The following is a 22948-nucleotide window of genomic DNA, read 5'->3' as shown; positions in this document are numbered from 1 at the left end:
ACGGTTGCCGTCCCGAAACTCCCGCCGGTCCCGATACTCGGGCTATATCGCGGCCATACCGGTGGCCCAGTTCTCCTCGGCCCTGATCAGCTCGGCGAGTCCCGCCGCGGAGTCGTCGAAGTAGAAGTGCCCGCCGGGCTGTGTGGTCGCCTCGAACCGTCCGATGGTGATCTCCTGCCACCGCAGGACGTCCGCGAGCGCCACCGACTCGTCGCGGTCGCCGGCGATCGCCGTCACCGGGCACGTGAGCGGTGCGCCCGCCGTGTACCGGTAGGACTCGATGAGGCGGAAGTCGTTGCGCAGCGCGGGCAACGACAGCTGCCACAGCTCGGCGTCGTCGAGCAGCGCCGCGCCGGAACCGCCGAGGAACCGGACGTACTCGCGGATCTCGGCGTCGCTGTGGTCGGTCGTGCGGCGGCGGTGCGCGGGTGGGGCGTCGCAGGCGGACGCGTAGAGCCGGGCGAGCCGCGACGGGAACCGCGGCCGCAGCCGCCGTGCGGTCTCGAACGCTACCGCGGCGCCCATGCTGTGCCCGAAGAACGCGGTCGGGCGCGTGAGCCGCGGTTCGACCTGCTCGGCCACCCACGTCGCGAGCTCCGCGAGGTCGGCGGGCAGCGGGTCGCCGATGCGGTCCTGCCGTCCGGGGTACTGCACGGCCACCACCTCGACGGCCGGTCCGAGCAGCTCGGCCCAGCCGCGGAACGCGCTGGCAGCGCCACCGGCGTGCGGGAAGCACACCAGCTGCCGCGGTGCGTGCGGACGGGGCACGAACGCGCGGAACCAGCGGCCCGTCACCGGACCTCGATCCGCAGGTGCCGCAGGAACCGGAAGTTGATGCTCTCCAGCCAGGCAGGCGACCGGTCCAGCAGCTCGATGGTGGAGAACCGGCCGAGCAGCCGGGAGACGGCGATCTCGATCTCGGCCAGCGCCAGCGAGGCGCCGAGGCAGTAGTGGATGCCGTGCCCGAACGACAGCTGGTCGTGCGCCCTGCGGGTCACGTCGAGCCGGTCGGGGTCGGCGTAGCGCTTGGGGTCCCGGTTGCCCGCGCCGAGCACGAGCGCCACGGACTGGTCGCGTTCGATGCGCTGCCCGGCGATCTCGATGTCCTCCAGCGCCACCCGGCTGGTGAACTGCACGGAGCTGTCGTAGCGCAGGAACTCGTGCGCCGCGTTCGCCGCCAGCTCGGGCCTGGACCGCAGGAGCTGCTGCTGGTCGGGGTGTTCGACGAGGGCGAGCACGGCGTTGCCGATCAGGTGCGTGGTCGTCGCCTGGCCCGCGTCGATGAGCAGCAGGAAGTTCGCGAAGACCTCGTCCTCGGTGTAGTCGTCCTTGGCGAGCTGCCCGGACACCATCCTGGTGAACAGGTCGGTGCCGGTGCCGTCGCGGCGGGCCTGCGCGCCCTCGTCGAACAGGCCGCGCAGCGCGGCGACCCGCGGCACCTCGCGCCGGGACTGGGTGAAGAACTCGTGCAGCAGCCCCTGCCAGCTCTCCAGCAGGTGCGCGCCGCGTTCGGGAACGCCGGCGAGCTGCCCGACCACGTCCCGCGTGAGCGGTTCGGAGAAGTCCGCGATCACGTCCATCCCGCCGCGGGCAGCGGCCTCGTCGAGCAGCGACTCCACCCGGTCGGAGATGACCGACCGGATCTCCTTGACGAACCGCGGGGTAAGCCCGGGGCGCAACAGCTGCCGCAGCCGGGTGTGCCGGGGCGGCTCGTTGAACAGCATCATCGGCGCCAGCGCGTCCTTCAGCGTCGCCAGCCCGGTGCGCGCCCCCTCGGGGAGCTGTTCGTAGAACTGCTCGATCCGGGCGCCGGAGAGCCGGGGGTCCTTGGACAGCCGGGTGATCTCCTCGTGGTCGAGCACGATCCAGGTGCGCATCCACTGGTCCCAGTGCACCGGGCCGAGCTCGCGCAGCCGCCGGTACAGCGCGTACGGGTCGGTTTCCCCGTACTGGCTGAACAGGCTCTCGATCGCCTTGGTCATGCGGTCACCCTTTCCCGGTACTCGGTGGTGCGGACGGCGGGCATCAGCCAGGCGGTCACGGCGACGGCGGCCATCACCGCGCCGACGCCGAGCACCGTGTGCCCGGTCCCCCAGGACGCCAGCAGGAACCCGGCGGCCAGCGCGCCGAACGAGTTGGCACCCGAGCTGAGCAGGCCGGCCACGCTGCCGACCCGGCCCTGCATCTCGTCGGGCGTGACCTGCACCTGGTAGACGCCGGCCATCACGTTGACCAGGGCACCGGCGAACGACATGCCGGCGAACAGGCCGCCGAGGACGACCGGGCTGGAGGTCAGCGCGACCATCGGCATCAGCAGCGCCCACACCGCGAACACGGTGATGATCACCATGCCCGGCCGGAGCCTGCGGACGAACCACGAGCCGCTCATCGCGCCCAGCACGCCGCCGACACCGGACGCGGCACCGATCACGCCGATCACCGCGGGCGAGCCGCCGTTCTCCTTGATGATCAGCGCCAGGCTCAGGGACAGGACCTGGAACAGCACGTTGGTCACGGCCACCAGGAGCACGGCGGAGCGCAGGAACCGCTGCCGCAGCAGCCAGCCGACGCCCTCGGCGATCTCGGCCCTGATGTTCTTGCGCGGACCCCGCTCGGTCTGGAAGTCCTTGCGGATCAGCAGCAGCGTGACCAGCGCGACGAGGTGCCCGAGCGCGGTGAACACGAACGGCGCCCACCGCACCAGCGCGAACAGGACGCTGCCCAGCGGCTGGCCCAGCAACCCCGCCGCACGGCCGCGCGCCTCGTTCTGCGACAGCGCGGCCGGCAGGTGGTCGGGGTGCACGACGTTGCGCACCGCCGCGCGTTCCGACAGCCGGTAGAAGATCTGCGCACTGCCCTCCAGGAACGCCACGGCGAGCAGGTGCGGCAGCCACAGGTGCCCGAGCAGCAACGAGATCGCGACGCTGCCGATCGACAGGAACGACACCGCGTCGCACGTGATCATCACGCGGCGCCGGTCCCAGCGGTCGACGAACACCCCTGCGGGCAGCTGGAGCAGCAGCATCGGCAGCAGCGCCGCGAACCCGACGAGCCCGGCCCGCACCGGTGACCCGTCGTGCCAGATCATCAGCAGCGGGTAGGTGACCGTCGTGACCGTGCCGCCCAGCGCGGAGATGCCCGCGCCGGTCCACAGCAGCCGGAAGTCCCGGTTGTGCCGCAGCACCCCCGCGCTCATCGGTCGCCTTCGAGCAGGGAGGTGTACTGCTTCACCACGTCGGCGCCCGCGTCGGAACCGGTGAGCGCGACGAACCCGGTGCCCTGGCCGATGCGGCACATCGCCATGGCGTGGAAGCCACCGCCCGTGCCGCCGTGCCCGAACTGGACGTCGGTGCCGAGGTCGTCCACGACCACGCCGAGCCCGTACGCGCTGTGCCGGTGCTGCGGTGTCACCATCTCCCCGGCCAGCTCCGGTGACAGCAGCGCACCGGCGTGGCCGAGGCGCGACCGGCGGACCTCCAGCAGGAACGACGCGAGGTCGCCCGCCGTGGTCCACAGACCGCTCGCCGCGGCGGGCCACAGCAGCCACGGGACGGGCTTGCCGTCCTGGTCGTGCCCCTGGGCCGCCGGTCCGGTCGCCGGGCCGTAGCCGCTGCGCGCCATGCCGAGCGGTGCGAACACCAGCTCCCGCACCAGCTCGGCGAACGGCCGGCCGGTGACGTCCTCCAGGAGCTGCTCGACGACCGTGTAGTTGACGTCCGCCTTGCGGAACATCGCGCCGGGCGGCGTTTCGAGCCGGACGTCCCGCAGCAGTTCCGCCAGTCCGGGCAGCTCGGCGTAGCCCGGGTTGGGCGCCGGGGCGAGCCCGGACAGGTGGCTGAGCAGCTGCCGCAGGGTGACGCGGCCGTCGGCGGGGACCGACCAGCTCGTCAGGTGGGTGTTCACGTCCGCGTCGAGGTCGAGCACGCCCTGCTGGACCAGCCGCAGCGCGGTGAACGCGGTGACCGGCTTGCTCAGCGAACCGACCTGGAACACCGTGTCCGCGCTGACCGCGCCGCGAGTGCGGGCCTCGGCGAGCTCACCACCGCGGATCACCGCCACGCTCACGTCTGTCACGCTCACGTCCGCCACGCTGTGTTCGACCGGCGCCGGCCGTGCCTGGTCGATCGCCGCGGCCACGGCCGAAAGGCGGTCGTCGGCGTACATCGCCAGCAACGACAGCGCCCGTCCCGCGCGCCGGGCCGCCGCGATCACCTGGAAGACCAGGATCGAGTGGCCACCGAGCTCGAAGAACCGGTCGGCGGCACCGACCCGCTCCAGGCCGAGCACCTCGGCCCACACGTCGGCGAGCCACTGCTCGGTGTCGGTGATCGGTTCCTGGTAGGACCGCTGCGCGAACGCCGACCCGTCCAGCGCGGGCAACGCGCGGAGGTCGAGCTTCCCGTTGGCGGTCAACGGGATCTCCGGTACCGGCACGAACGCGGCCGGCACCAGGTGGGCGGGCAGGCGGGAGGCGAGCCACGGGCGCAGGTCGTCCCGCTCCCCCACCACGTAGGCGACGAGCCGGCCGGAGTCCACGACGACGCGGGCGTCGTCGAGCCGTTCCCGCAGGACCGACTCGATCTCGCCGAGCTCCACCCGGAACCCGCGGATCTTCACCTGGCCGTCGTCGCGGCCGAGGAAGTCGACGTCACCGGAGGGCAGCACGCGGGCGAGGTCGCCGGTGCGGTAGAGCCGGGAACCGGGCGCGCCGAACGGGTCCGGTACGAACCGGTCCGCGGTCATCGCGGGCTCGTCCCGGTAGCCGCGAGCCACCCCGGCACCGCCGACGTACAGCTCGCCGGGCACGCCGACGGGCACCGGTCGCAGCGCGGAGTCCAGGACGTAGGTCGAGACACCGGGCAGCGGCGTGCCGATCGGCACGGCGTCGGCGCCGTCCGGCACGACGAACTCGTTGGACGTCACCGTGGTCTCGGTCGGTCCGTAGGAGTTGACGATCCGACCGGTGACCAGGCCGCGCGCCGACGCCACCACGTGACCGGACACGGCCTCGCCGCCGACGACCAGGTCGCGGGCGAGCACGCCCGGCACCTGCCCGGTGACCAGCTCCAGGTGGCTGCGGGTCAGCTCGACGAAGTCGAACGGGCCCTGCCGGACCAGCCAGTCGCCCAGCTCGTCGAGCGGGAGGTCGCGCGGCGCCAGGTGCAGCGGCGCACCGGCGGTCAGCGGTCCGTGCACGTTGGACACGACCATGTCGTAGGCGATCGACGCGAACAGCGGCGCACCGCGGTCGCGCACGTACTCGGCCCGCACGTAGGCCAGGAAGTTCGCCAGGCCGCCGTGGGTGACCTGCACGCCCTTGGGACGGCCGGTCGACCCGGACGTGTAGATCACGTACGCCAGGTGGCCGGGGTCCGTCGCACGATCCGGCGTGGTCGCCGGGAAGGCGTCGAGCCCGTCGAGCGCCGGCGCGTCGAGCACTGCCGCACAGCCGCGCAGCATCTCCTCCGCCCGCGCCGCCGGGAACGACGGGTCCACCGGCACGTAGGCCGCGCCCGCCTTCCACACGCCCAGCAGCGCCGCGACGAGGTCCACCCCGCGGTCCAGCAGCACGCCCACGAGGGACTCGGTGCCCACGCCCTTCGCGCGGAGCAGGTGGGCGACGCGGTTGGCCCGCGCGTCGAGCTCGGCGTACGACACGGTGGCGCCCTCGAACGTCACCGCAGGTGCGTCCGGTGTTGCCCGGACGTGCGACTCGAACATGTCGGGGGCTGGCCTGGACACCGCCGGCTCCGGGCCGACCGGCAGCACCGGTTCGCCCTCGGGCAGGTAGGTCCCGCAGTCCTCACCCGCGACGACCGACGCCAGCGCCGCCCGGTACATCTGGGCGAGCCGCTCGGCGTTGGCCCGGCTGAGGACCGCGCCGTCGCACGCCAGGAACAGGCAGGTGTCGGAGGCCGTCACGGCGAGCGGGAACTCGTCGTGGCTGAAGCCCTCCGCGGGATCGGCGGCCACGTCGGGCGTGCCGAAGTCCTCGTAGCTGAAGTAGACCTGCACGAGCCGCCCGCCGCCCGCCAGCTCGTGCTGGATCGCGGGCATCGGGAAGTGCCGGTGCGGCCACATCCCCAGCTCGCGGTCGAACACCTGCCGGGCGAGGTCCGTCCAGGACGAGGTGACCTCCACCGGGAACGGCACGGTGTTGAGGTGCGTGCCGTAGACGCGGTCGCCGCCGTCCGGGCGGCAGTGCGTGACGAGCCCCGAGTGGAACCGCCGCGCGGGCGTGAGCTGGCTGAGCACCTTGAGGTGTGCGGCCAGCAGCACGCTCTTCACCGGCACCCCGGCCGCCGCGGCGACCGCGCGCAGCCCCTCCGACAGGTCGTCGAGCGGCACGCGGAGGTGGCTGTCCTCACCGGAACCGCCCCATCCGTCGGGCAGCGCGAACGGTTCGAACCCGTCGACGACGTCCTGCCAGTACGCGCGGTCCTCAGTGGACCGCAGCGCGCGCAGCTCCGCCGCGACGGTGTCCGCGAACCGCAGCCGGGACGGCGTGAACGCGGGCAGGTCGGCACCGTCGCGCACGGCGCGGTAGGTCTCCAGCAGCTCGGCGCGCAGGGTGCTGAACGTCCAGCCGTCGATGACCACGTGCGACTGGGTGATCGTCAGCTGCCACTGCCCGCCGGCGAGCCGGTGCACGGTCAGCCGCAGCAACGGTGCCGCGGAGTGCGGGATCGCGGTCTCCGCCTCACCGCGCAACGCCGCGCGCACCTGCTCGTCCGCGTCAGCGGCCGTGGTCAGGTCCACCACCTTCAACGGCACCTCGGCCGAGGCGTGCACCAGCTGCACCGGCACCGAGCACCGGTCGAGGTCCACCGACGTCCGCAGCGCCTCGTGCCGTGACACGAGCAGGTGGAGGGCGCGGTGCAGGGCGTCGCGGGAGAACGGTTCGGTGATCCGCGCCGACGCCACCCGGTGGTAGCTGCGCGGGCCGTCCCCGGCCAGCATCTCCACCAGCATGCCGGTCTGCGGCTGGGTCAGCGGGTAGGCGTCCACCAGCCCGTCCGGCAGCAGCGACCGGTCGGCGTCGGAGAGCAACGCGAACGGTTCGACCGGCTCGGCACCGGCGTCGTGGGACGACAGCGCCAGCACCGCGGCGATCGTCTGGTGCCGCAGCACGTCGAGGGCGGTCACCGCGATCCCGGCGGCCTTCATCTCCCCCACGACCATCACGGCGCGGATCGAGTCCCCGCCCAGGTCGAAGAAGCTGTCGGCCAGCCCGACCCGGTCGACGCCGAGCACCGCGCGCCAGATCGCCACGACCCGTTCCTCGACCGGCGTGCGCGGGGCGACGAACTCGGCACCGGCGAACGCGCCCCGGTCCGGTGCGGGCAGTGCCCGCTTGTCCAGCTTCCCGTTGGGGGTCAGCGGAATCCGGTCGAGCACCGGGTAGGCGGCCGGGACCATGTAGTCCGGCAACGTGCGGCCGAGCCAGGCCCGCAGGTCGGCGGGGTCGAGGCCGGTGGGGTTCGGCCCGGCCGGGTCTGCGGCAGCGTCCAGTCCGGCCGGGTCACCCGCGGGCACGACGTAGCCGACCAGCGACTCGTCGCGCAGCACGACCACCGCGTCACGCACGTCCGGGTGAGCGACCAGTGCCGCCTCGATCTCGCCCAGCTCGACCCGGTAGCCGCGGATCTTGACCTGGTCGTCGGCCCGGCCGGCGAAGCCGAGGCTGCCGTCCGGTCGCCGCAGGGCCAGGTCGCCGCTGCGGTACAGCCGCGATCCGGGCGGTCCGAACGGGTCCGGCACGAACCGCTCGGCGGTCAGCTCCGGCCGGTTCAGGTAGCCGCGGGCCACGCCGGGGCCACCGACGTGGATCTCGCCGCGGGTGCCGATCGGCACGAGGTTGCCGTGCGCGTCCAGCAGGTGCACGGCGAGGTCGCTCAGCGGTCGGCCGATGGGGTTGCCCGCGCCGGGCAGCGTGTCCTTCTTGGACAGCCGGTGGTAGGTCGTGTGCACGGTCGTCTCGGTGATGCCGTACATGTTCACCAGCGCGACCCGCCCGAGCCCGACGCGCTCGACCCACGGCCGCAGCTCGCCGATCTCCAGCTTCTCACCGGCGAAGACCACCGCGCGCACCGACAGCCGCGTGATCCGCGGGTCGTCCGCGAACGCGACGATGGACCGGAACGCCGACGGCGTCTGGCTCAGCACCGTGACCCCGGTGTCCACCAACAGGTCCAGGAAGTCCTCCGGCGAGCGGGTGACCTCACGCGGCACCACCACAAGCGTGCCGCCGTGCAGCAGTGCACCCCACATCTCGAACACCGACACGTCGAACGCATACGAGTGGAACAACGAAAAGACATCCGACTCGTCGAACGCGTAGTGCTCCTGCGCCGTCGCCATCAACCGCACGACGTTGCTGTGGGTCAGGCAGACGCCCTTCGGCTTGCCGGTCGAACCCGAGGTGTAGATCGTGTAGATCAGGTTGTCCGGCACCGTCAGCGACACGGGGTTCGCGTCCGGCCCCTCGGGCAGAGCGGCCAGCATCTCCGCGTCCACCACGATCGAGACGCCGGCGTCCTCGCGGACGTACTCCAGCCGCTCCGGCGGGTTCACCGGGTCCAGCGGCAGGTAGCCCGCGCCCGACTTGAGCACGCCCAGCAGTGCGGGCAGCAGGTCGGGACCGCGGTCGAGGCACACGCCGACGAGCTGCTCCGGCCCGGCGCCCAGGGAACGCAGGTGGTGCGCCAGGCGGTTGGCCCGCGCGTTGAGCTCGGCGTAGGTCAGCGACACCCCGCCGGCGACCACGGCCACCGCGTCGGGGGTGCGCGCCGCCTGCTGCTCGAACAGCTCGTGCACGCAGGACGACACCGGTTCCGCGACGGCGTCGGTGAAGCCGAGCAGCCGTTCCCGTTCACCGGCCGGCAGGTGCACGGCCCGCGCGTCACCGTCCACGTCGGACGCGATGGCTTCGAGCACCGCGCGGTACATGCCGGCGAGGCGTTCGGTGTTGGCGCGGCTGAGCACGCGTTCGTGCGAGTTCACCCAGAGCCGGTCGCCGCGGTTGAAGATCGACAGGTCGAACTCGTTGGGGCCGATGTTCATCCGGGTGCCGGTCGCGACGCGGTCGGTGTCGACGTGGTGGAAGTCGAGGTAGTTGAACAGCACGTTGATCAGCCGGCCGCCGCCCCAGTCGTGCTGGACCGCGGGCATCGGGTACCGCCGGTGCGCCCACAGCTCGACCTCGGCGTCGAACACCTGCGTCAGCAGCTCGCGCCACGTCCGCGCCGACCGGTCGACGCCCATCGGCAGGGTGTTGAGGTACATGCCGGGCACCCGGTCCGCGCCGAGCACCTCCGGGCGGACGTCGCACACCAGGCCGGTGTGGTACGCCGGTTCGTCGGTGACCTGGCCCATCACCTTGAGGTGCGCGGCCAGCAGCACGCTCTTCATCGACACACCGGCGGCGCTGGCCGCCGAGCGCAGGGCGGCGCCGAGGTCGTCGAACGGCACCTCGACGTAGACGCGCTCGTCGGAGTCGCCGGCCCACTCCGGTGGCATGACCACCGGCGCCTGCGTGCCGGTGACGCGCTGCCAGTAGGCCCGGTCCGCCGCGGAGCCCAGTGCCGCCAGCTCACCGGCGATCGTGTCGGCGAACCGCACCCGCGGCCGGTCGTACGGCTCGGGTTCGGCGCCGTCGCGGATCGCCCGGTAGACGTCCAGCAGCTCCATGAGCAGCAGGTGGTAGCTCCAGCCCTCGGTGATCGCGTGCGATTGGGTGAAGGTCACCCACCACGCGTCGTCGGCCTCGACGTGCGCGATGATCCGCATGAGCGGTGCCCTCGCGACGTCGAACACCGCGGCGCGCTGCTCGGCCGCCAGCTCCTGCCTGACGCCGACCAGGTCCTCTTCGGACAGTCCGCGCACGTCGCGGAGCTCGACCGGCAGGTCGGCGCTGCCGTGCACGAGCTGCAGCGGCTCGGAGAAGCCGGTGAGCCGGAACGACGTGCGCAGCACCTCGTGCCGGTCGGCCAGCACGCGGGCGGCCGCCGTGAGCGCGGCGGGGTCGAGCGGCTCGGGTTCGGTCACCCGGAACGTGTTGATGATGTGGTACGGGTGCCTGCCGTCGTCGGCCAGCATCTCGATGATCATGCCGAGCTGGGTGCGGCCCACCGGGTAGGCGTCGACGACGTCCGCGGGCAGCAACGCCCGGTCCTCCGCCGAGACCAGCGCGAACGGCTCGACGTACTCCTGCTCGGCCGCCACGCCGCGACCGGTGAACAGCCGGCACAGGTTCTCGACCGTGCGCGCCTCGAAGACGTCCCGCACGGCGACGTCGAAGCCCTCGGCCCGCAACGCGCCGACCAGTCCGACCGCGCGGATCGAGTCACCGCCGATGTCGAAGAACCCGTCCCGCACGCCTACTCGGTCGAGTCCGAGCGCGGTCCGCCAGATCTCGGCGACGCGGGCCTCGGTCTCCGTGCGCGGCGCGAGGTGCTCGCCGCGGGCGAACGCGTCGTCACCGGGTTCGGGCAGCGCCTTGCGGTCGTGCTTGCCGTTGGGCGTCAACGGGAACTCGTCGAGCCGCACGAACGCCGCCGGCACCATGTAGTCGGGCAACGTGCGGGCGAGCCGGTCGCGCAGCTCCTCCCGCGCCGGTGACCCACCGGTGTAGTAGGCCACCAGCCGGTCGTCGCGCACGACCACCAGCGCCTCGCGGACCTCGTCGAACGCCGAGAGCTCCGCCTCGATCTCGCCCAGCTCGATCCGGTGGCCGCGCACCTTCACCTGGTCGTCGATCCGGCCGAGGAAGTCCAGTGCGCCGTCCGGCCGCCAGCTCGCGAGGTCACCGGTGCGGTAGAGCCGCGCGCCCGCCGGGCCGAACGGGTCGGGCACGAACTTCTCCGCGGTGAGGTCCGGCCGGTTCAGGTAGCCGCGACCGACGCCGAGCCCGCCGACGTACAGCTCGCCCGCGACACCGGAGGGCACCGGCTCCAGCCGGGCGTCCAGCACGTAGAGGCGGGTGTTGCGGACGGCCTCACCGATCGGCACGCGCCGTCCGTGCAGCCGCTCGGTCAGGAACGCGTGCGTCACGTCGTCCGAGCACTCGGTCGGGCCGTAGGCGTTGACCAGCGGGATGCGCGGGTACCGGGTGAACCACCGCGGGCACAGCTCCGCCGGCAGCGCCTCACCGGTCACCATCAGCCACCGCAGGTGCGGCAGCGGAGGCAGCCCGGTGCCGTCCGCGCCCGTGCTGTCCAGCGCGGTGCGCAGCAGCGAGGGCACGACCTCCAGCACGGTGATCCGCTCCTGCGCCACGAGGCCGAACAGCGCGTCCGGGTCGAGCGCCGTGTCGCCGTCCACGACCCGGACCTCGCCGCCGACGACCAGCGGTGCGAGCATCTGCCACACCGAGATGTCGAACGACGGCGAGGCGTTCTGCACCACGCTGTCCCGCTCGGTGAGCCCGAGGTCCTCGACCTTGGCGAGCAGGTGGTTGCCCATGCCGCCGCGGCGCACCATCACGCCCTTGGGCCGGCCGGTGGACCCGGACGTGTAGATGACGTACGCGAGGTTGTCCTGCGTGGCCCGCGGGGCGGGGTCGGTGTCGGGCAGGTCCTGCAGTGCGGGCTCGTCGACCAGGACGACCGTCTCGTGCGACACCCGGTCCAGCAGGGAGCTCCGCGTGACCAGGAGCCGCGCGCCGGCGTCGGAGTGCATGAACTCCAGGCGCGCGGGCGGGGTCTCCGGGTCGAGCGGCAGGTAGGCGCCGCCCGCCTTGAGCACCGCGAGCACGGCGGTGACCAGCTCCGGTGAGCGCTCCAGGCAGATCGCGACGACCGTCTCGGGTCCGACGCCGAGGCCGGTCAGGTGGTGCGCCAACCGGTTGACGCGTGCGTTGAGGTCGGCGTAGGTCGCCGCGTAGTCGTCGGAGGTCAGGGCGATGGCGTCCGGGGCGAGCGCGACCCGGCGCTCGAACTCCTGCTGCACGCACAGGTCGACCGGTTCCCGCTCGGTCGCCGACGCCTCGATGAGCAGGCGGGCGCGTTCCCCGGTGGGCAGGTGGGTCGTGCGGGCGTCACCGTCGAGGTCGGCGGTCATCGCGTCGAGCACCGCCGCGTACATCTCGCCGAGCCGCGCACCGTCCGCACGGGACAGCACGGCGGTGTTCGCGGTGAGGTTCAGGCGGTTCGGGCGGCAGTGCAGCGTGAGGCCGAACTCGGTCTGCGACACCGCGTACCGGGACTCGACGTCCTCGCCGGCGGACTCCTCGTGCCGCAGGTCGACGTAGTTGAACGCGACGTCCACGAGCCGTCCGCCCGGCCAGGCGCGCTGGATCGCGGGCATCGGGTAACGGCGGTGCGGCCACAGCTCGACCTCGCGGTCGAACACCCGCAGCACCAGCTCGCGCCACGTCGTCGCGGACCGGTCCGCCGGGAACGGCACGGTGTTGAGGTGCATGCCGTAGACGCGGTCGGCGCCGTCGAGCTCCGGCCGCGCGTCGCACACCAGGCCGACGTGGAACGCCGGTGCCCCGGTCAGCTGCCCCATCACCTTGACGTGCGCGGCGAGCAGCACGGTCTTCACCGACACGCGCAGCTCGGCCGCGACCGCCGTCAGCGCCTGCTCGTCCAGCGCCACCGGCACGTCGTAGCTCTCGCCGGGTTCCTCGCCGCGCCACGGCTCCGGCAGCGTCACCGGGGCGTGCGCGTGCACGACATCACGCCAGAAGGCGGCGTCCTCTTCGGACTCCAGTGACGCCAGCTCGGCGGCGATGTAGTCGGCGTACCGCACACCGGGCGGGGTGTGCGGTGCCGGCGCGAGGCCGTCGCGCAGCCGCCGGTAGCAGTCGACCAGCTCGGCGAGCAGCCAGTTGTGGCTCCAGCCCTCGACGATCGCGTGCGGCCGGCACAGCGAGAGCCACCAGCCGTCGTCACCGGTGAGGTGCGCGGCGATCTTCAGCAGCGGCGCCGAGTCCAGGTCGAAGGTCGCGTTGCGCTGGGCGAGCAGCGACTCCATCAACGCGTCCTCGCCGTGCACCTCGTGCACGGTCACCGGGACGTCGACCTCGGCGTGCACGACCTGCATCGGGACGGAGTACGTGTAGAGGTCGAACGAGGTCCGCAGCAGGTCGTGCCGTGCCACCACGATCCGCGCCGCCGCGCGCAGGGCGTCCGCCGAGAACGGCCCGGCGATCCGGTAGGAGGCGAAGCTGCGGTAGGCGTCGTCCTCGGTCAGCAGCTCGACGATCATGCCGGTCTGCACCTGCGACATCGGGTACGCGTCGGCGGCACCCGCGGGCACCTTCGCCCGGTCCGCCGCGCTGACCAGCTCGAACGGCTCGACCGGTCCACGTGCGGTGACGTCCGCGCGTCCGGACGCGATCGAGGCGAGGCCGGCGATCGTGCGGTGCTCGAACACCTCGGGCACGGACAGGTCGACGCCTCCCGCACGCAGCGCGCCCACCAGCCGCACCGCGCGGATCGAGTCACCGCCCACCTCGAAGAACCCGTCGTGGACGCCCACGCGGTCGAGCTTCAGCACGTCCCGCCACACCGCGGCGATCCGCTCCTCCACGGGGGTGCGCGGGGCGACGTGACCGGTGCCCGCGAACGCGCCGGCGTCCGGGTCGGGCAGTGCGCGCCGGTCGAGCTTGCCGTTGGCGGTCAACGGGATGGCGTCGAGCGGCACGAACGCCGACGGCACCATGTAGTCCGGCAGGTTCCTGGCCAGCGCCGGGCGCAGGTCGGTCCCGTCCGCGCCGACGACGTAGGCGACGAGCCGGTCGTCGCGCACGACCACGACGGCCTCCCGCACGCCGGGCAGCGAGCTGAGCGCGACCTCGATCTCGCCCAGCTCCACGCGGTAGCCGCGGATCTTGACCTGGTGGTCGGCGCGTCCGAGGAAGTCCAGGCTCCCGTCCGGGCGACGCCGCGCGAGGTCACCGCTGCGGTACAGCCGCGAGCCGGGCGCACCGAAGGGGTCCGGCACGAACCGCTCGGCGGTCAGCTCCGGCCGGTTCAGGTACCCGCGGGCCACACCGGGACCGCCGACGTGGATCTCGCCCGGCACCCCGAACGGCACGAGCTGCCCGTGCGGGTCCAGCAGGTGCACCGACAGGTCGCGCAACGGCGAGCCGATGGCGTTGCCACCGGCCAGATCCGCCGCGGCGACGCGGTGGTAGGTCGTGTGCACGGTCGTCTCGGTGATGCCGTACATGTTGACCAGGGCGACCCGGTCCAGCCACGGCCGCAGCTCGCCGATCTCCAGCTTCTCACCGGCGAAGACCACCGTCCGCACCGACCACCGGCCGGTGCGCGGGTCCTCGGGGTCGATGGACCGGAACGCCGACGGCGTCTGGCTCAGCACCGTGACCCCGGTATCCACCACCAGATCGAGGAAGTCCTCCGGCGACCGCGTCACCTCACGCGGCACCACCACAAGCGTGCCGCCGTGCAGCAACGCACCCCACATCTCGAACACCGACACGTCGAACGCATACGAGTGGAACAACGAGAACACATCCGACTCGTCGAACGCGTAGTGCTCCTGAGCGGTTGCCATCAAGCGCACGACGTTGCGGTGGGTCAGCACGCAGCCCTTGGGCTTACCGGTCGACCCGGAGGTGTAGATCGTGTAGATGACGTTGTCCGGGCCGGACACCGTGACGGGGTTGGTCTCCGGTCCCTCCGGCACCTCGGGCGAGGTGATCACGATGGAGACGCCGGCGTCCTCGCGGATGTGCTCCAGCCGCTCCGGCGGGTTCACCGGGTCCAGTGGCAGGTAGCCCGCACCGGACTTCAGCACGCCCAGCAGTGCGGGCAGCAGGCCGGGGCCGCGGTCGAGCGAGACGCCCACCAGCTGCTCCGGTCCCGCGCCGAGCGAACGCAGGTGGTGCGCCCACCGGTTGGCCCGCGCGTTGAGCTCCGCGTAGGTCAGCGACACCTCGCCGGCGACCACGGCCACCGCGTCCGGCGTGCGCGCGACCTGGTCCTCGAACAGTTCGTGCACGCACTTCACCACGGGCACCGGGCTGGTGCCGCCGAGCTCCAGGAGCCGGTCCCGCTCGCCCTCCGGCAGGTACACCGCCCGTGCGTCGCCGTCCACCTCGGCCGCCATGGACGTCAGCACGGCGCGGAACATCCCGGCCACGCGGTCGGCGTTGTCCTGGCTGAGGACGTGCGAGTTCGTGGTGATGGCGAGCAGACCGCCGAGCGTCGTGATCGCGAGCGCGAACTCGTTGGGCGCGTCGTTGAAGCCCCAGCCGTCCTCGGCGACCCGCGCGTCCAGCCGGTGGAAGTCGAGGAACCCGAAGAACACGTCCACGAGCCGGCCGCCGTGCCCGCGGATGGCGGGCATCGGGTAGTGCCGGTGCGCCCAGGCCTCGATCTCCCGGTCGGACACCTGCCGCACCAGCTCGCGCCAGGTGCGCGCGGAGCGGTCGGCGGGGAACGGCAGGGTGTTGAGGAAGTTGCCGTACAGCCGGTCCGCGCCGGGCGCCTCCGGCCGGGAGTGCGTGACGAGCCCGGTGTGGAACGCGGTCTCGCCGGTGAGCTGGCTCATCACCTTGACGTGCGCGGCGACGAGCACGCTCTTCATCGACACCTTCGCCGCCGACGCCAGAGCGCGCAGCCCGTCCGCGAGGTCGCCGAAGTCGGTGCCGGCGCGCACGGGTGCCACCGGGGCGGTGCGGTCACCGTGCCAGCCGGCGGGGATCTCGAACTTGGCGTGCTCGTCGACGAGCCGCTGCCAGTACCCGGCGTCCTCCCGCGACTCCAGCGACCTCAGCTCGGCTGCCACGAAGTCCGCGTACCGCACCGGGACCGGCTCGTACCGGTCGGGCTCCTGGCCGTCGCGGACCCGCCGGTAGACCTCGACGAGCTCCATCAGGAACAGCTGGTTGCTCCAGCCGTCCATCACCGCGTGGTTCTGGGTGAACGAGCACAGCCACTCGTCGTCGGTCATGAGGTGTGCGCTGACCCGCAGCAGCGGTGTGCCGGCGGCGAGGTCGAACACGTCCGCGCGTTCGGCGGCGACGAAGTCCGACACCGCGGCCCGCCGGTCGCGCACGTCGAGGTGGCGCAGGTCGAACCGGCCGATCGGCGTCTCGGTGACCCAGTGCACGAGCTGCAGCGGCACCGAGAAACCGGTCAGGTGCACGCTGGTGCGCAGCACGTCGTGCCGTGCCACGACGATCCGCACCGCGCGGGCGAACGCCAGCACGTCGAACGGCCGGTCGTCGTGCACGGTGTAGACGTTGACGTTGTGGTAGTTGCTGCGACCGGGGTCGGCCAGCATCTCGACCAGCATGCCGGTCTGCACCTGCGACAACGGGTACGCGTCGACGACGCCGTCCGGCAGCGCCACCCTGTCCTCCGCGCTGATCAGCGCGAACGGCTCGACGAAGGTCTCCTCCGACACCGCGGCGCGGCCGGACAGCCGCTCGCACAGCGCCGCGACCGTGCGGTGCCCGAACACGTCCTTCACGGACACGTCGAACCCGGAGGCCCGCAGCGCGCCGATCAGCGCGACCGCGCGGATCGAGTCGCCGCCCAGGTCGAAGAAGTCGTCGTGCACGCCGAAGTCGGCGCCGAGCACGTCGTGCCACACCGCGGCGACCCGCTCCTCCAGCGGTGTCCTGGGTGCCACGCTCACTGCCCGCGCGAACGCGTCCGCGCCGGGTGCGGGCAGCGCGGCCCGGTCGACCTTGCCGTTGGCGTTCAACGGGATGGCGTCGAGCTGGACGAACGCCGACGGCACCATGTAGGTGGGCAGCACGGGTTCCAGCAGCGCGCGCAGCTCCTGCGGGTCGGCGTCCGCGCCGACCAGGTAGGCCACGAGCTGCTTCTCACCTGGGTTGTCCTCGCGCAGCACCACGCGCACGTCCGTGACGCGCGGGTCCTCGGCGATCCTGGCCTCGATCTCGCCGAGCTCCACCCGGTAGCCGCGGATCTTGACCTGGCCGTCGCCGCGGCCCAGGAAGTCCACGTCACCGGTGGGCAGCACGCGGACGACGTCGCCGCTGCGGTACAGCCGCGCTCCCGGCGGCCCATACGGGTCGGGCAGGAAGCGTTCCGCGGTGAGCTCCGGCCGGTCGGCGTAGCCGCGTGCGACACCCGTGCCGCCGACGTACAGCTCGCCGGGCACGCCCACGGGCACCGGCTCCAGCCGGTGGTCCAGCACGTACATCGTCACGTTGGGCAGCGGCCGCCCGATGGGCTGGACCTCCGCGGTGATCGGGCCCTCGACGGGGTGGGTGCACGTTCCGACGGACGTCTCGGTCGGGCCGTACTCGTTGACCAGCCGCACGTCCGGCGCCAGCTCGCGCCACGCCGTGACGACCCGGCGGGTCAGCGCCTCACCCGCGACCACCAGCACCGACGCGAGCGCGTTGGCCTGCTCGGGCGGCAGCTGGTGGGTCAGCACCTCCAGGTGCGCGGGCGTGAGCTTGATGAAGCTGTACGGGCCGGACAGCGCCTCACCCAGCGCGGCCAGGTCGGTGTCCTGCGGCACCATGTGCACGGCCTGCCCGGCCAGCACCGGCGCCCACAGGTTCGGCACCACGAGGTCGAAGGCGATCGACGAGAACAGCGGCGCGCCACCGGTGCCCTGCGACGCCAGCTCCTGCACGGCCCACCACACGTGGTTGACCAGGCCGCGGTGCGGCACCTGGACGCCCTTGGGCCGGCCGGTCGAGCCGGACGTGTAGATCACGTAGGCGAGCCGGTCGAGGTCGGCGACCCGCTGGGGAGCGGTCGCCGGTTCGGCCGAGACGTCGTCCACGCCGACGAGGAGCGTCGGGCCGGCGAAGTCGTTGGTGTACCCGGGTTGCGTGACGAACGCGGCGGCCTCGGCGTCGGCGAGCGCGCCGGTGACGCGGCCGGCCGGGAACGACGGGTCCATCGGCAGGTACGCCGCACCCGCCTTCCACACGCCCAGCAGGCACGCCAGCAGGTCGGGGCCGCGGTCGAGCAGCACGCCGACCACGGACTCGGTACCGACGCCCATGCCGCGCAGCCGGTGCGCGTACCGGTTGGCGAGCGCGTCCAGCTCCACGTAGGACAGTTGCCGGGTTCCGTCGGTGACGGCGACGGCGTCCGGCGTGCGGGCGACCTGGTCCTCGAACAGCTCGTAGGTGCACTTCTCGACCGCGGGGGCGGGGTTGACCGCCCACTCCCCCAGCGTCCGCGCGGTCTCCTCCGGTGCGACGAACGTCTTCTGGGCGTCGCGCGCCGGGTCAGCGGCCATGTCCGCGAGCACCGCGCGGAACATCGCCGCGATGCGCTCGGTGTTGGCGAGGCTCAGCGACGACGAGGCGGCGGTGAGGAAGATGTGCTTGTTGCGCGAGGAGATCGTGAGCGGGAACTCGGTGGGGCTGTCGTCGATGCCGACGGAGGCGTCCACCAGCCCGGTGTCCACCTGGCGGAAGTCCTGGTAGTTGAAGAAGACGTCGATCAGCTGGGCCGCGCCGTACTCGCGTTGCACCGCGGGCAGCGGGTACCGGCGGTGCTCCCAGGACTCGACCTCCTGCGCGAACACCTGCCGCACCAGGTCGAGCCACGAGGGCGCGCCGCGGTCGAACGGCAGCGGCAGCGTGTTGAGGTACATGCCGAACACCCGGTCGGCGCCGAGCACCTCGGGCCGCACGTCGTAGACCAGGCCGCCGTGGAACGACGGCAGGTCGGTCAGCTGGCTCATCACCTTGAGGTAGGCCGACAGCATGACGGCCTTGAGCGAGGCACCGGCGTCCGCGGCCAGCGCCCGCAGACCGAGCTCCAGGTCCTCCCACGAGACCCGCACGTGGTGCGTCGTCCCCGGCTCCTCGCCCCAGCCCGCCGGCAGCGTGACCTTCGGGTAGCGGGTGACGACGGAGCGCCAGTACGCACCGTCCACACCGGACTCCAGCGAGTCCAGCTCCGCCGCGACCGAGTCGGCGAACCGCACGCCGGGGCGGTCGTGGGGCTCGGGTTCCACGCCGTCGCGGATCGAGCGGTACAACCGCAGCAGCTCCATCAGCAGCGAGTGGTAGCTCCAGCCCTCCATCACCGGGTGGCACTCGGTGATGGAGATCCACCACCGGTCGGTGCCGGTGAGGTGGGCGTGGAACCGCATGAGCGTGGGCTCGGTGAGGTCGAACGGCGTGGCGCGCTGCTCGCGCACCCACTCCCGCAGCGTCGCGAGCTGGCCCTCCTCGTCGAGGTGGCCGAGGTCGCGCTGACCGACCTCCATGGTCGCGGTGGCGTGGACCAGCTGCAGCGGCACCGAGTAGTCGGTGAGGTGCACGCTCGTGCGCAGCATGTCGTGGCGCTCCACCACGATCCGCGCGGCGCGTTCGAAGGCCTCCCACGAGAACGGGCGGTCGTCGAGGATCCGGAAGCAGGAGCAGTTGTGGTAGTTGTTCTTGCTGTCGTCGGCCAGCATCTCGATGACCATGCCGGTCTGGATCTGCGACAGCGGGTAGGCGTCGACGACGCCGTCCGGCAGGGCAGCCCGGTCCTGCGCCGAGATCAGCGCGAACGGTTCCACCAGCGCGTCGTCCGCGGCGACCAGGGCGGTGCGGCCGGTCAGCAGCTCGCACAGCTCGGCGACCGTGCGGCGCTCGAACACGTCGCGCACGGCGAGGTCGAAGCCCTCCGCCCGCAGCGCGCCCACCAGCGCGACCGCCCGGATCGAGTCGCCGCCGAGGTCGAAGAACCCGTCGTGGACACCGACGCGCTCCACCTCCAGCGCCGTCGCCCACACCGCGGCCACCTGCTCCTCGACCGGCGTGCGCGGCGCCACGTACTCGCCGTGGGCGAACGCGCCGAGGTCGGGTGCGGGCAGTGCGCGGCGGTCGAGCTTCCCGTTCGGGGTCAACGGGATCGAGTCGAGCCGCACGAACGCGGCCGGCACCATGTAGTCCGGCAGGTCGCGGCCGAGCGCCGTCCGCACCGACGCGGTGTCCAGCTCTCCGGCGACCGGCACGACGTAGGCGACGAGGCGTTCGTCGCGTGCGATCACCACGGCGTCGCGCACGTCGTCCAGTGCCGTCAGCGCGAGCTCGACCTCGCCGAGCTCGATGCGGTAGCCGCGGATCTTGACCTGGTGGTCGGCGCGTCCGAGGAAGTCCAGGCTGCCGTCCGGGCGGCGCCGTGCGAGGTCACCGCTGCGGTACAGCCGCGAGCCGGGCGGCCCGAACGGGTTCGGCACGAACCGCTCGGCGGTCAGCTCCGGCCGGTTCAGGTACCCGCGGGCCACACCGGGGCCGCCGACGTGGATCTCACCGGGCACGCCGACGGGGACCAGCCCGCCGTGCGCGTCGAGCAGGTACACGTTCAGGTCGCCCAGCGGCCGCCCGATCGGGTTGCCGGCCGACAGCTCCAGGTCTCCCGGCCGCACCTCGTAGAACGTGGTGTGCACGGTGGTCTCGGTGATGCCGTACATGTTGGCGAGCACCGGCTCGTCCAGGCCGCGCCGGTCGGTCCACGGCCGCAGCTCGGGCATCTCCAGCTTCTCGCCCGCGAAGATCACCGCCCGCAGCACCAGCCGGTCGATGCGCGAGTCGCCGTCGGCGGCGGCGGACACGAGCGAGCGGAACGCCGACGGCGTCTGGCTCAGCACGGTGACCTCGTTGTCCACCAGCAGGTCCAGGAAGTCCTCCGGTGACCGCGTCACCTCCCGCGGCACGACGACGAGGGTGCCGCCGTGCAGCAGCGCGCCCCACATCTCGAACACCGACACGTCGAACGCATAGGAGTGGAACATCGACCACACGTCGGACTCGTTGAACTCGTAGTGCTCCTGGGCGGTGCGCATGAGCCGCACGACGTTGGCGTGGGTGAGCACGCAGCCCTTGGGCTTGCCGGTGGAGCCGGAGGTGTAGATCGTGTAGACGACGTTGTCGGGAGCGGACCGGTTCACGGGGTTGGTGTCTGGCCCGTCCGGCAGTGCGGCGAGCAGCTCCTCGTCGACCACGACGGACACGTCCGCGTCGGCCTGCACGTACCGCAGCCGGTCCTCCGGGTTCACCGGGTCCAGCGGCAGGTAGCCCGCGCCGGACTTCAGCACGCCGAGCAGGGCCGGCAGCAGGTCGGGCCCGCGTTCCAGGCGCACGCCGACCAGCGTCTCCGGCCCGGCGCCGAGGTCGCGCAGGTGGTGCGCCAGCCGGTTGGCGCGGGCGTTGAGCTCGGCGTAGGTCAGCCTGGTGCAGCCGGCGACGATCGCCACGGCGTTCGGCGTGCGGGCGGCCTGCTCCTCGAACAGGGTGTGCACGCAGTCGGTCACCGGGCTGCCCAGACCGGGCACCACGCCGGTGACGAGCGCGTACTCCGCGTCGTCAAGGATGTTCAGGCGGGACACCGGAAGCGCGGTGTCGGCCAGCGCGGACTCCAGCAACCGCACCAGGTGCCCGGCGGCGCGCTGCACGGTCTCCTCGTGGAACACCGACGTCGCGTACACCAGCTGCCCCGCGAACGAGGCGTCGGGCAGGTCGTTGATCTGCAGTTCGAGGTCGCACTTGGCCACCCGCCCGGTGGCGGTGCGCGGCTCGACGGTGACGCCGGGCAGCCCGAACGGCGCGCCGCCGCGGTCGTGCATGGTGAACGCGACCTGGTACAGCGGGGTGCGGGACATGTCCCGCTCGGGCTGCAGGTCGTCGACGAGCCGGGCGAAGGGCACGGCCTGGTGGTCGTAGGCGTCGGCGAGCGTGCCGCGTGCCTGGACGAGCAGGTCGCGGAAGGACGGGTCGCCCTCCCACCGCGCGCGCAGCACGAGGTTGTTGACGCCGTAGCCGATCATGCCCTGCAGCTCTGGCCGGGTCCGGCCGGACACGGTGGTGCCGACCGGCACGTCGGAGCGGCCGGTGTAGCGGGCCATCAGCACCTGGAAGGCCGTGAGGAGCACGACGAACGGCGTCGTGCCGTACTCCTTGGCCACCGCCCTGATCCTGCCGGCGACCTCGGCCGGCACCGCGAACTCCACGGCGTCACCGGCGGCGTCGCGCACCGCGGGCCGCGGCAGGTCGGCGGGCAGGTCGGCCACCTCGATGCCGGCGAGCTGCTCGTGCCAGTAGGCGAGCTGCTGCTCCAGGGCCGGGTCCTCGCGCTGCCACACGGCGTAGTCCGCATACTGGGTCGGCACCGGCGGCAACGGCGCGGGCTCACCGCGCGTGAACGCCGTGTAGAGCGCCTCCAGCTCCTCGCCGACGACGCGCGTGGACCAGGCGTCGAACGCCACGTGGTGGAAGACGAGCGTCAGCACGTGGTCCTCGGGCCCGGTGCGCCACAGCTTCGCGCGCACCGGCCAGTCGTGTTCGAGGTCGAACGGCGCGACGGCCTCCTCGCCCACCGCCTCGTCCACATCGGACACCCGCGTGACCGGCAGCGCGACCGGCGCGGGCGGGTCGATCACCTGCACGGGCTCGGTGCCGTTCACCGCGTACCGCGTGCGCAGGACCTCGTGCCGGGCGACGACGTGCTCCCAGGCCCGTTCCAGCGCGGTGACGTCCAGCGGTCCGCGCAACCGGAACGCCAGCGGCACCAGGTACTCGGCGCTGCCGGGGTCCAGCCGGTTGAGGAACCACATCTGCCGCTGCCCGTGCGACAGCGGCAGCGGCGCGAACCGGTCCGCCCGCCCCATCGTCCGCCGCCTGCCCCGCACGCCGCCGCTGAGCCACCGGCGCAGGAGCTCGTCCCTGTCGGCGGAGGTGCTCGTGTGCTCGATCTCGCCGGTGCTCATGGTCGACCTGTCCTCCCGATCGTGTGGACTAGTGCGCTGCTTCCGCCATGCGGCGGCGGAGGCTGAGCGGGCGCATGTCCGTCCACACCTCACCGATGTGCGCGAGGCAGTCGGTCCGAGAACCCTCGGTGCCGTCCGCGCGCCATCCGGCGGGCAGGTCCCGGTCGGCAGGCCAGATCGAGTACTGCTCCTCGTCGTTGAGCACGACGCGGTAGGTCTGCTTGTCGTCCTGTTCCTCGGCCACGAGAACTCCTCAGGTGATCGTCTCCGGTCG

5 protein-coding genes are annotated in these 22948 nt (G+C 72.6%); all 5 read right to left on the bottom strand.

What is annotated here, in order from left to right:
- Positions 1 to 42: 42 nt before the first annotated feature.
- From ACZ7CF_RS07420 to ACZ7CF_RS07400, 5 genes are read right to left on the bottom strand one after another with little or no spacing between them, the layout of a single operon-like run.
- Positions 43 to 795, bottom strand: a complete 753-nt coding sequence (locus ACZ7CF_RS07420) for a thioesterase II family protein (protein ID WP_458432392.1) — start codon at positions 793 to 795, stop codon at positions 43 to 45.
- A complete protein-coding gene (locus ACZ7CF_RS07415) occupies positions 792 to 1982 on the bottom strand; it encodes a cytochrome P450 (RefSeq protein WP_470369144.1) in 1191 nt (396 codons plus the stop codon). The genes ACZ7CF_RS07420 and ACZ7CF_RS07415 overlap by 4 nt, the downstream gene beginning before the upstream one ends.
- On the bottom strand, positions 1979 to 3196 hold the full coding sequence (locus ACZ7CF_RS07410; protein ID WP_470369143.1) for an MFS transporter: 1218 nt from the start codon (positions 3194 to 3196) through the stop codon (positions 1979 to 1981). The genes ACZ7CF_RS07415 and ACZ7CF_RS07410 overlap by 4 nt, the downstream gene beginning before the upstream one ends.
- Positions 3193 to 22674 carry an amino acid adenylation domain-containing protein gene (locus ACZ7CF_RS07405; protein ID WP_470369142.1) on the bottom strand — a complete coding sequence of 6494 codons (19482 nt, stop codon included), beginning with the start codon at positions 22672 to 22674 and terminating at the stop codon, positions 3193 to 3195. Before ACZ7CF_RS07405 ends, ACZ7CF_RS07410 begins: the two co-directional genes overlap by 4 nt.
- Before the next feature lie 28 nt (positions 22675 to 22702).
- Complete coding sequence (locus ACZ7CF_RS07400; protein ID WP_360383759.1) at positions 22703 to 22918, bottom strand: MbtH family protein; 216 nt, start codon at positions 22916 to 22918, stop codon at positions 22703 to 22705.
- Positions 22919 to 22948 lie beyond the last annotated feature (30 nt).

This window comes from Lentzea sp. NPDC036955 (genome assembly GCF_055608005.1).
The sequence above is the reverse complement of the archived record's forward strand: the minus strand, read 5'-3'. Positions and strand labels throughout refer to the sequence as shown.

Coding starts and splice junctions, on each gene's coding strand:
- ACZ7CF_RS07415 (WP_470369144.1), bottom strand. CDS start 1,982: ATGACCAAGGCGATCGAGAGCCTGTTCAGCCAGTACGGGGAAACCGAC.
- ACZ7CF_RS07410 (WP_470369143.1), bottom strand. CDS start 3,196: ATGAGCGCGGGGGTGCTGCGGCACAACCGGGACTTCCGGCTGCTGTGG.
- ACZ7CF_RS07405 (WP_470369142.1), bottom strand. CDS start 22,674: ATGAGCACCGGCGAGATCGAGCACACGAGCACCTCCGCCGACAGGGAC.